The organism is Microcoleus sp. N9_B4 (assembly GCF_036701635.1).
GTDB lineage: Bacteria > Cyanobacteriota > Cyanobacteriia > Cyanobacteriales > Microcoleaceae > Microcoleus.
The window spans coordinates 41,915-53,317 of record NZ_JAUBRC010000031.1 but is presented as its reverse complement, the minus strand read 5'-3'; the positions used below and the strand labels follow the sequence as shown (position 1 = coordinate 53,317).

Here is an 11,403-nt window from a genome sequence, read left to right as displayed (position 1 = left end):
TCGGCTTTCGTCCAACGTCCGCCGCGAACAAAAAATTAGTTAAATGTAACATTTAATCGCAAAATGAGTGAAGTTTTATCATAAATATTAAAATTTACGCCCCAGGGACCCGGTGGTCGGCTCGGACTTCGCTCCTGGGCTCTGGTCTTGGCTGTATGCCAGCTTGGGGCGGATGTTGAGCTTGCAGAACATGGTATTTGAGACTCAGCCAAAGCATCGCTCGCGTGAAATTTGCACAGCAATTATGTTACATTTTTTATCACAGTCTGGAATTCGATCGGGCAACGCCAGCGAGTAGGGACAAGCCACCGCTTAGTTTCCCAGGGCTTGCAGGCGATCGCACAATAGAGTTCCTTTCGTCAGCTCCAAATTTAAAAAATAGCCTCAGGCATTTGCTAGTAAAAGCAAGCTGCTCGGCGCGGGGCGACAAAAAACCTTGTGGCTGCTGCCCTGAACCTCAACCACAGCAATATTCTTTTAGGAATTCTGGCTCCATGTTTTCTAAACAAATCACCGACTCAAAAACCTACCAGTGGTTTGAGGAACGCCTGGAAATTCAGGCGCTCGCCGATGACATCACTACAAAGTATGTACCCCCGCACGTCAATATTTTCTATTGCTTGGGCGGAATTACTTTAGTTTGCTTTCTGATTCAGTTTGCCACCGGCTTCGCCATGACTTTCTATTACCGTCCCACGGTAGCAGAAGCTTTTTCTTCAGTGCAATACCTGATGACTGAAGTCAACTTCGGCTGGCTGATCCGCTCCATCCACCGCTGGTCTGCAAGCATGATGGTGCTGATGATGATTTTGCACATCTTCCGGGTTTATCTGACAGGCGGCTTCAAAAAGCCCCGCGAATTAACCTGGGTGACAGGAGTAATCTTGGCAGTCATCACTGTTTCTTTCGGCGTGACCGGCTATTCCCTGCCTTGGGATCAAATCGGTTACTGGGCAGTTAAAATCGTTTCCGGCGTCCCCGAAGCTATCCCGTTTGTCGGTTCTTTGATGGTTGAACTGCTGCGCGGCGGTGTCAGCGTCGGTCAAGGTACTTTGACTCGCTACTACAGCTTGCACACTTTTGTGTTGCCTTGGCTGATTGTAGTCTTCATGCTGGCTCACTTCTTGATGATTCGCAAGCAAGGTATCTCTGGCCCGTTGTAAGTTTTGAGTTGTGGGGGCGGTATTTTTTTTGCCCCCCGCTGAATTGTGAGTTGAAAATTCAGAATTCATCACTCATGATATTTATTTACGGCTAATACTTCCTGCGATCGCGCCGCTGATTCAAACTAACGAATACAGCGGAATGGCAGCCCCGGGTAAAACTAAAAGGAGAACACTGTTACTATGTCTATTCTCAAAAAACCAGATTTGAGCGATCCCGCGCTCCGCGCTAAGCTCGCTAAGGGCATGGGTCACAACTATTACGGCGAACCAGCTTGGCCTAATGACTTGCTGTATGTTTTCCCTATAGTCATCATGGGAACGATTTCTCTGTGCGTGGGTTTGGCTGTACTAGACCCGTCTTTGGTTGGGGAACCTGCTAATCCTTTTGCTACTCCGCTGGAAATTCTGCCGGAATGGTATTTGTGGCCTGTGTTCCAACTTCTGCGCGTTTTGCCTAACAAATTGTTGGGTATTGCTTGCATGGCTGGTGTTCCCGTTGGCTTGATTTTGATTCCGTTCATCGAGAATGTTAACAAATTCCAAAATCCGTTCCGCCGCCCGGTTGCTACTACTGTTTTCCTGTTGGGAACTGCTGTAACTTTGTGGTTGGGTATTGGTGCTATTTTCCCGATCGACAAATCTTTCACACTGGGTCTTTTCTAAGATTTAAGTTTGCTTGATTTTGACGCCTGCGGGTTTCCTGTAAAGTGCTTTCGTACTGGTGGGAAACTTTAGCGGGCGTCATTTGATTTTAGATTTTAGATTTTAGATTGGGGATTTGGGATTTATGATCGAGGTGGACCGCAGCAGTTGGTAATGCCAGCATCTTTGAAGGTGAAAGCGGTTGACAACTATGGCAACGTGCGAGAAATTGCTGGCTTATTTGGCGGGGCAGATAAATTGAAGCAGGCAGTCGAGCAGTTGCAGAGTTTATTGTATTCGGCTTAGGAAAAGTGAAAGGAGTTGTAATAATGTCCGCAGAACACAAACCAATTTGTGTAGTGATTGATACAAATATATGGTTGCAAGAATCTAGTCTTTTGATGCGAACGGCTATGGGTTCGGCATTGCTTTACATCCTCAAACAAAGTAATGGAAAAATAGGTCTACCGGAAATTATAGAAGAAGAGCTTACGAGAAATATTGTTGAAAACGGACTTAAAGCCATTCAACAAATTGATAAAGGGTTTAAATCTATTGAAGTAATTATGGGCTTTCGCGATTCTTATGAAGTACCGAATAAAGCTCAATTAGAAGCGGCTGTTAAAGAAAGGTTAACAGATTTGGATGACGTAATTATTAGGATTTTATTTACATTTGAACACGCTAAATCAGCACTAAGGAGAATTAATGAAAAAACTCAACCTAATGGAGAAAACAATCAGCAATTTAAAGATTCAGCTATTTGGGAAGCAATATTAACACTTTCATATTCATATACAATATATTTTATTAGTGCCGATAAACATTTCTTTAAAAATAGAGAAAAGCAAACTGAAGAACTAGCGGATAATTTATTAAATGAGTGTAATAAAATGGGAGCAAAGGTATCTATTTATAACAATATTGCATCCTGCCTTAAGGCTCTTCAACAAGACGTACCATCACTTGACTATTCAAATATTATTTTAACTATTGACAACCTTGTTAATAGTGGATTAAGACGAGAATTAGCTACGGAAATTGGATTTGAAATAACTACACTCGAAATTGAAAAATCATCACTTTCAGCATTTTTTACAGAAATAAATGGCAAGTTAGCATTAAGTTTTGAACTTTGTTACCACTGTATTGATATACAGAATAATGGCGAGGTCGAAAGGACAGAAGCTCTTTTAAGAGCCAAAGGAGATTGCTTGTATGAAATTGATACTCAAAAAATTTCTGATATAAAAATGGATCGGGAAAGGATCTACTGGGTAGAGCCAAGCGGAGAAGCGGGTAGACGAGGAGTTGTGTATGCTTCTGCTACTGCTACTATAGGAGGAAGTGAGCAAGTTAACTATACTTTCAGAGAACCCGTTGATTTTATCCGCTCTCCAGACTTAGACAGGAAGAAGCGAGTAGATAAATTCCGCACGAAGCAAGATTTTTTTAAGCAGTATAGTACACAGCAAAGGGCTATTTTAGAAATATTTTTAGAGAAATATATTGAAACAGGATTTTCTGTATTTCAGAATATTATCGGTTCAATTATAAAGTATCCTGAATTTGCTCAATATGGTGATGTAATTAAAATAATAACACTGTTTGGAGAACAAGAAAAGTTAGAAAAAGCACTAAATCAATTACAAAATCTTTTGTACTCAGTCTAGTAGATGTTTTCTAAGAGTTCTATTTCTAAGTTTGATTACTTTAATTTTCTCTCAAAATGCCCAAACGCACTACATCTCAAACCAATAAACCCGTCACCACTGCTCAACGCCTCGGCAGCATGATAAAGTCGGCGCGTGACATCATGCGGAAAGATAAGGGAATGAATGGGGAATTAGACCGTTTACCCCAATTCACTTGGATTCTTTTCCTCCAGCTATTAGATGATGCGGAAAATATCAGAGAAGAAGAAGCCTTTTTAGAGGGAAAATTTGATAAGTACAAACCGCTGATTCAATCTCCGTACCGCTGGGGTAATTGGGCTGCTCATGATGAAGGGATGAGCGGTGATGACTTGTTGAAATTCATTAACAATGATTAGGTGATGCTGCGTGACGGGACAAAAAGCCCTGGTTTGTTCGCTTATTTGCGGAATCTTCAAAGTGCGACGGGGCGCGATATCAAAAAAGAAGACAATAAAGATTTGCTTTCTCTAGGGAACAATCTTACTTTCTCTCAACTGTCAATTACTCAAGAAAACAGTGCAACTTTCTTCCGTTTGTCAGCAAACGGAGAAGTTTTCGCCTCTCTCAATGGGGTATGCTCCACTCTAATTAATCTCGCCGATTTTGGCTAAATTTAATAGCAAGTAGTCGCCGATAACTAAGGTTATGTGCGCCTCTCAGAGATAGAGCCTAATACTTTAGAAGCAGAAAGTATATCTACTTACGAGTAATCGTTATAAATTACACTCAATCTCCGGGACAAGGCTAGACTTGGGCGCAGACATATTCAGTAAAACTATATCTATGTTGCCACTGTGTTCACAAATAAAGATGGCTATAGTTATACTTACTGATTTGGGCAATTAAGTGGGATTCAATACCCGCTCAATGGCCACTCAATACCCTCTTGCTGCTAAATGCAAAGCGGGTTATGGGGAGGGATTCTCGGAGGAATTATGATGAACCTAAATTTAGATACTATTTTCTCATCGCTGATGAACCCGGCACTGAACGAGTTTCAGGTTTGGGCTTTGCAAAACCCGGAAGAAAGTCTCAGCAAAACGATGCTACCGCCGATCGCCCTGATTGAGGGGTTGATTGCCAACGAACCCACCTATTTGCAGATAAAACGGCTGGCTTTCGGAGCCAACTTTTGCTGCGCGGGGCAAGTCGTGATGGGAGAGTTTGACACGCTGGAAAAAGCACTCACATCGCCCCAGGCGCGCGGATGGCGGCTTGGTACTTCTGTACTCGAACCAGATAGCGCGCCCAACCAAGATGTCGGCGGTAGGAACCTTTTTCTACTGTCTTTGTCCGATCGCGCCACTGATGGTAGCAGCAACCACGCAGCATTCCGAAGCTGTATGCAGAAATATCTGTTCAACAGTGCGACAGCGGATCGCCAGGGAGACGAAATCGCCCGACGGTTGCTCGATCGGCTAGCCGCCGATTATGCCGAGATGTCGCATGGTGCGGGGGGATCGTTTTTTACCGATGTCAAGCGGGGTTGGATGGGATTTTTAGTCCGATACCTGCATTACGTCATCTTTGGGATTAATCCAGACGATTCAGAGTCGATCGAACTTCTCACCGAATTGCATTACACCCGCCAAAGCCCGCTGCACTACTTCGCCGTCATCGGCAACCTGCTGCAAAGCCTGAACCTGTTTGGACACGGGGATTTGTCCGCTCTAATCGAGCGTGCAGCGACTATCTATGAAAATTCCCCAGCTTTAGCCGACTTCGAGGAGAGCTCGGAAAACAACGGCATGACTAAGCGGGAATTGGCGAAGCTGATGACATCGATTATGGGGATAGCGGGAATGCAAGGCCCCCTGCACCTGGGCTACACGGCAATGGGATATCGCCCTCTCCCCGCCTATAAAGGACAGCAGACGGCCGAAATTAACCCGACTGATTTTTGGGATCAGCTCGATTTGGACGATCGCCAGTCGATCGAGCTGTTCCTCCTGGAATGCGCCCGCCTTTGGGCCCCCGTCAGCGCCACGCACCGAGTCGCGACAGAGCCTTTCAGCGCAACGGTAGCGGGCAAAGAGCGCACTTTCCCCGCCGGAACCAAGGTACTGATACCGCTCAGTTTGGGGCTGCTAGACGAGAGTTTCTGGGGCTCTACGGTATACGAATTCAACGCTAAGCGGGAGAATCTCTGCCCTTTTCATATGGGATTTCATTCTGTGGGCGATCGGAGTGCGGGACGGATTTGCCCCGGTAAAGACATCGCACTCAAGATGCTGGTGGATGTCGTCAGTACGGTAGGGAAAGTGCGGCGAAGCTCTGAGCCTAACTTGCGGCGGTAATCAATCCAAAAGCTCGATCGGACAGCGGTTGAAACTGAGATATTACACAATTCTCGCTTAACAGGCAAGATGCCTGTTCCACAAGACATCAAGTTTCTTGTGGGGTGTCCCGCCCGCCCTTGAAAAACTTATTGGCAATGGTGCAACATCTCAGTTGAAACCGCACGCCACACAAACGAAGTCCGATCGATCGACTAAGAAATCAAGGGGGTATCTAATAGGAAACCAAAACACAACTATTTTGAGGATATATCATACCATGTTAATCGAACAAAAGCAACTAAAAGACATCGCGAATTGGATGAAAGTAGAACATCCAGCGGAGTTACCTGAAGTCCTGCAAGGTATCTTTTTTATGGACGGGAATGTTTTACCAGACGATTGTCTGACGATGTACAGTTCTGACTGGAATGCTGACAAACGGACGTTATTGCTGCGTGTTTTTGACCCTGTTATCTGGACATTTCATTCATCAATGGCGGGACGGATGTTAATTTATTTAGTTAAATTTTCTCGCTTCAGCTACTTGTTCCGATTCTCGGATGCAACTTTGCAGCACGGACACATCACGCCGATAGTGTTTGGATGGTCTGTACCGCCGTGGCTGGTAGATTTTTTGATCGATCGAGATTGGAACACTCCGAATGGAGATATCTGGCATCGCACAAACTCGTTTTTCGGCAGACCTCCTGACAACGGATATATACTTCGCAGGATTGTAGACAAAGATGGCAACTACACATCAGCTTTCCCAGATATGCTGTCTAAAGTTGAGAGTGATTGTTTAATCATTGCCAAAGAGTGAAAATATTGAGGAGAACTACAAAACCCGCTTCGTTAGGCGGGTTTTGTCGATCGAAGCGCCGGGATTTTAACCGACACCCCCACCCCCACTACGCACACTTTTATTTGCTAGCCTATAAAGGCTATGCAGCAAGCTCTAGCAGGCTATTGTCAATTATTCCTATCAATAATTCGGATATAGCAATCCTATATGATTATACTCGTTCCCAGGCTCTGCCTGGTAACGCATATCCGGAGGCTCTGCCTCCATAGTCTGGGCCGAGGCAGAGCAAGAGTGACATCGGTTCCCAGGCAGAGCCTGGGAAGCAGTTAACCAGTTATTGAAACTGATTTAGGATTGCTATAGTGTTTGATTGGCAACTGTAGAATAAGGGTTTCAGGGCGATTGCACAATCGATATCCCAACGGAAAATCAACGGTTTCAGACTAGGCTCTAAAAACAGTCCTGACTATCGATCGTTGACAGTGTAAAGCTTGAAACTAGAATGGGGAAAACGAGTTCTCTGTAAAGTGCGATCGCCATCTCCTCATGGGATATTGAGGGTAGGAAATCTCTCCGTCCAGACTCATCATTATAACAAAAAATCTGGGTTTCACAAGGATTTTATTCAGTTGACACAAGCTCGACAGCTCGCATTTATCTAGGTCATTGTTGACAGGGTTGCAGTTTATCTTTCCTGAATCTACTGTGTTCTCACTTGATTCAGGTAGATGAAAATCAACATTCTCAAAATAGCTGGTTCTTTGGACTTAAAGTCCCTAGGTATACACTTTGGAGGAATTTGTCATGACTAAATTTTCACAAATCGACTCTTATCAACTTGAGCAATTACTAAAACGCCTCGAACAAATTGAAGCTAAGCTCGATCTCGGAATCAAAGTTGGCTCAGGTGGCGCAGAATCAGGTAAAGAAGCACAACATTTTTGTGCTTTGCCAAAGGTTCCTCCACGCACTTTCGATCCGAGCGTGTCGCCGGAGCGTGCTCGTCTAATACGGTTAATCGGGAAGAAGTGGGTTAACGGTACAAAATTACGTTATTACTTTTTTGAGAGTGGTTCCTATTCAGGCGGGAATGAGCAGAAGGAGATTGTGCGGCAGGGGTTTGAGGTGTGGAAGAAGGTAGGGATTGGTATCAAGTTTGAGGAGGTTCGGAACATCAGCGAGGCAGAGATACGAATCGGCTTTTTGGAAGGGGATGGAGCCTGGTCATATGTTGGCCGCGATGCGATCGATATTCCTAAGCAAGGCGAGCGAACCATGAACTTCGGCTGGGATCTTCGGGCTGATTCCCGTGGGGTAGATGTCCCTGTTCACGAGATAGGCCACGCTTTAGGTTTCCCTCACGAGCACCAAAACCCGTTTGCAGGTATCGTATGGGACGAAGAAGCCGTTTATAAATATTTCGGTGCTCCTCCTAACGAGTGGGACCGAGATACAACTTTTTATAATGTGCTCCAAAAGCTTGCAGCAGGAGAAGTGGAGGGGTCAAAGTGGGACCCCAACTCAATCATGCACTACGCTTTTGCAGCGGGACTCATTGAGAAACCTGTGGAGTATCAGAACGGATTAAACCCTGCTGGCGGACTTTCTGAGCAGGATGTGTTGCAGGTACGATTATTCTATCCCCCGCTTGATGACTCGAGTTATACAGAACTTAAACCCTTCCATTCCGAGATTCTGTCCCTCGCGCCTGCTGAACAGAAAAACTTTGCCATCAAACCCTCTGCGACCCGAACCTATACAATTGGAACCTTCGGAAAGGTAGATACAGTTATGGTTCTTTTCGAGGATCAGAGTGGTGACCTGAAATATGTTGCTGGTGACGACGACAGTGGCACAGACTTGAATGCACAAATCAATGTTCGGCTTTATCAAGGTCGGCGGTATGTGTTGAGAATCCGCTTGTACTCTAACTTTTCTGGTGGTGAAGCCTCAGTGATGCTTTGGTGAGGGCTGCCACAAAATTTTAGAGAGAAAAGCGATTTCTCAAAGTAGTGCATGGCAACCCGTAGGCTATATAGGGCAAGCTATTTTCTATTTGGTCTTTTTTCTCCCAATAGAAAGCGGGTAATTTGCTCATCAAGCAGCAGGTTGTGCGCGAGGAAGGCGGGTTTGGGCTGATTGGGGTCTGAAACGAGGTACAGCAGGTTGTGGTGACTTAGGGGGGGCAGAGAGCCTCCTGTCTCCTGCCTCAAAACTTCAATTTCTAGCTTGGTTGCTTTCATTGAGATGCTCTCCAGGTAGGACAGGGCGCTGTGTAACCGAAAATGATTTTACTTCTGGCTCATCAGAGTTTATTTGCCATGATTATACAGCGTATTCTAGGTTCATAAAGTAGTAGGGAAAAGGCAATGCCTTTTCCCTACGGGGATTCATGGATCAGGGGTGTACTTCACAAATAACGTGGAATCTGCTGTAAAATGTTTGGTTTGACCCTTTTCTTATTTGCCAACAGTCTCTTAATCCATCATCCCTACAATATTCTCACCTAATTAATTAGCTCGATCGCACTACAGGACAGCAAAATCTGTTGCAGTAATGACGCTGGCAGGCACATTGTTGAGAGTTGCCAAAAGTTGCCCGGAACCAGTAACTCGGATGAGAGTTGAACTATTCTCGGCAACAATGCTCAGTTGGGAGAAATCCAGACCACCCATTAAGCCGATCGAATCGAGGCCGTATTGAAAGTCTAAAATAGTCTCGCTGCCGAGGTCAATACCCAACATAAATCGATCGTTCCCAGTGCCTCCAATCAGAGTATCATTCCCCTGATCTCCAAACAGCCAATCATCCCCAGCACTGCCAAGCAAACTGTCCTCATCCTTACCGCCGTAAAGACTATCGTTCCCAGTATCCCCGTTGACAGTATCCTGACCTTCATTGCCAAACAACAAATCGTTGCCCAAACCGCCGCATATTTGGTCTTGTCCGCCAGTAGAACCAATGGGGAGGGGGCTACCAATATCCCCGTACACTGTATCTTCCCCCTCGCCGCCACAGATAGTATCACTGCCTTCATCGCCAAACAGCAGGTTGCTGCCCAATTCGCCGACAACTAAGTCATCGCCCTTGCCAGCACGCACTGTATCATTACCCTCACCACCTACGATCGTATCTTGATTGTTCTGCCCGCTGAGGAAGTCATCGCCCGCCAAACCAAACAGCAAATCGTTGCCAGTCAAATCCGGCTCCAAGGGGTTAATAGTTCCCGCGTAGATAGTATCGTTACCCTGGTCGCCAATTAAAGTATCGCTTTCTTGGTCGCCGAAAATAATGTCGTCATCTTTGCCGCCGTAAACAACATCGTCGTTCTTGCCCGCAAAGATTAAATCATCTCCAGCAACCCCATTGAGGTAATCATTACCCTCATTGCCAAACACCAAGTCGCTGTCTATATCTGGGCCAACCGGGAAAGCACTGTTAAGTCCACCGTAAATATTATCATTGCCCCGTAATCCTGCCAACAAATCATCGCCGTCAAAACCATTTATTTCGTCACCGTTATTAGTGCCGAGAATAGTGTCGTTGCCGTTAGTGCCGTTGCGGGTATTAGTGACAGAATTTGGACCGCGAATACTGCTAAGGCTGGGTAAAACAATTTGCGAACAAATGCAGTCAACATCTTGTCCTTCTTGCGGTGGTGGTGGTGGTGGTGGTGTTGGTTGGACTTGGGCCAAGGAATTGCCCAAGTTAATATTGCTAACATTAGTGCCGCTGACAGCAATAATATCAGCAGGATTGGCAGTAGTTTGCGTCCAACCAGGTTGATTGACTTCCCGAAGTCGATAAGTTCCCGGGCCTAAATTAGCGAAACTGTAGCCGCCCAAACTATCAGTTGAAGTGTTAACTTCTCCAGCATCTAAAGAGTCATTGCTGTTAGCGTCAAGGAAGATTTGCCAGTTCGGCAATAGCGGTTCTTGAGCATCCAAAACCCCATTGTTATTGAGGTCATTAAACTTGCTGCCGGAGATACTAATATTTTGGAAATTGCCAAAATTAAGGTTCGATCGACTTTCGCCACTACCCAGATTAACCGCCGCCGGATTAGCAGTAGTTTGCGTCCAGCCAGTCTGCTGGACTTCCCGCACATTGTAGGTGCCGGGATTGAGGTTGTTGAAACTGTAATTACCAGAATTGTCAGTGGTAACAGTAGTTTCGCCCGAATCTAAAGAGTTGTTCCCGTTAGCATCGAGGAAAATTTGCCATCCCGAAAGACCAGTTTCCTCCGCATCCTGAGTACCGTTGCCGTTGCCGTCGTTGAATTTAAGACCGCTGATGCTGCCTTGTTGCACGGGAGTGGGAGTCGGAGTTGGAGGCGGAGTCGGAGTCGGAGTCGGAGTCGGAGGCGGAGTGGGAGTCGGAGTTGGAATAGGTATTGCTTGGTTGCCAAAATTCACTGTAGCAGGAGTAGTTTGACCGGCAGCCAGCGTCACTGCAACTGGGTTAAGCGTAGTTGTTTGGCTTCCAGCCGGTACAACTTCCCGGACGCTGTAAGTACCTGCGGGCAAGTTGGGGAAAGTGAAGCTGCCGTCAGCGGCGGTAGTTGCGGAAGTTTCTCCGGCACCGAGGATGCCGTCACCGTTGGTGTCGAGGAAAACTGTAACTCCGGCGACGCCAAGTTCTCCGGCTGCTTGCGTGCCGTTGCCGTCAATGTCGTTAAATTTGATGCCAGTGATGGTACTCAGCGGTACTGGTATTGCTTGGTTGCCAAAATTAACGGTAGCAGGAGTAGTTTGACCGGCAGCCAGCGTCACTGCAACTGGGTTAAGCGTAGTTGTTTGGCTTCCAGCCGGTAC

Annotated in this window: 11 protein-coding genes; 9 read left to right on the top strand and 2 right to left on the bottom strand. The window is 45.9% G+C overall.

The window, feature by feature from the left end; genetic code table 11:
• The first annotated feature begins 494 nt into the window (after nt 1-494).
• The 9 genes from petB (at nt 495) to QUA43_RS20185 (ending at nt 8,557) form a co-directional block, all read left to right on the top strand.
• Nucleotides 495-1,163, top strand: coding sequence for a cytochrome b6 (gene petB, locus QUA43_RS20225; protein ID WP_015174799.1), 669 nt, complete (start codon nt 495-497; stop codon nt 1,161-1,163).
• 183 nt (nt 1,164-1,346) lie between these two features.
• On the top strand, nt 1,347-1,829 hold the full coding sequence (gene petD / locus QUA43_RS20220) for a cytochrome b6-f complex subunit IV (protein WP_333376084.1): 483 nt from the start codon (nt 1,347-1,349) through the stop codon (nt 1,827-1,829).
• Between the two features lie 153 nt (nt 1,830-1,982).
• A complete protein-coding gene (locus tag QUA43_RS20215; protein WP_333376083.1) occupies nt 1,983-2,114 on the top strand; it encodes a hypothetical protein in 132 nt (43 codons plus the stop codon).
• A 23-nt stretch (nt 2,115-2,137) separates the two neighbouring features.
• The gene (locus tag QUA43_RS20210; RefSeq protein ID WP_333376082.1) at nt 2,138-3,481 is read left to right on the top strand and encodes a PIN domain-containing protein; all 1,344 of its coding nucleotides are present in this window, start codon (nt 2,138-2,140) and stop codon (nt 3,479-3,481) included.
• A gap of 56 nt (nt 3,482-3,537) precedes the next feature.
• On the top strand, nt 3,538-3,861 hold the full coding sequence (locus tag QUA43_RS20205; protein ID WP_333376081.1) for a type I restriction-modification system subunit M N-terminal domain-containing protein: 324 nt from the start codon (nt 3,538-3,540) through the stop codon (nt 3,859-3,861).
• Nucleotides 3,862-4,116, top strand: coding sequence for a hypothetical protein (locus QUA43_RS20200; protein ID WP_333376080.1), 255 nt, complete (start codon nt 3,862-3,864; stop codon nt 4,114-4,116).
• A 324-nt stretch (nt 4,117-4,440) separates the two neighbouring features.
• Nucleotides 4,441-5,802: a cytochrome 450 gene (locus tag QUA43_RS20195; protein WP_333376079.1), complete on the top strand. Its 1,362-nt coding sequence runs from the start codon at nt 4,441-4,443 to the stop codon at nt 5,800-5,802.
• 259 nt (nt 5,803-6,061) lie between these two features.
• Nucleotides 6,062-6,607, top strand: coding sequence for a hypothetical protein (locus tag QUA43_RS20190; protein ID WP_333376078.1), 546 nt, complete (start codon nt 6,062-6,064; stop codon nt 6,605-6,607).
• Between the two features lie 786 nt (nt 6,608-7,393).
• Nucleotides 7,394-8,557, top strand: coding sequence for a M12 family metallopeptidase (locus QUA43_RS20185; RefSeq protein ID WP_333376077.1), 1,164 nt, complete (start codon nt 7,394-7,396; stop codon nt 8,555-8,557).
• Nucleotides 8,558-8,634: 77 nt separating this feature from the next.
• Here the strand turns inward: QUA43_RS20185 and QUA43_RS20180 are convergent, their stop codons facing one another.
• Together QUA43_RS20180 and QUA43_RS20175 are read right to left on the bottom strand one after the other, a co-directional pair.
• The gene (locus QUA43_RS20180) at nt 8,635-8,832 is read right to left on the bottom strand and encodes a hypothetical protein (protein ID WP_333376076.1); all 198 of its coding nucleotides are present in this window, start codon (nt 8,830-8,832) and stop codon (nt 8,635-8,637) included.
• Nucleotides 8,833-9,117: 285 nt separating this feature from the next.
• Nucleotides 9,118-11,403 (bottom strand): SdrD B-like domain-containing protein (locus tag QUA43_RS20175; protein ID WP_333376075.1); only part of this gene is annotated, 2,286 nt, incomplete at its 5' end.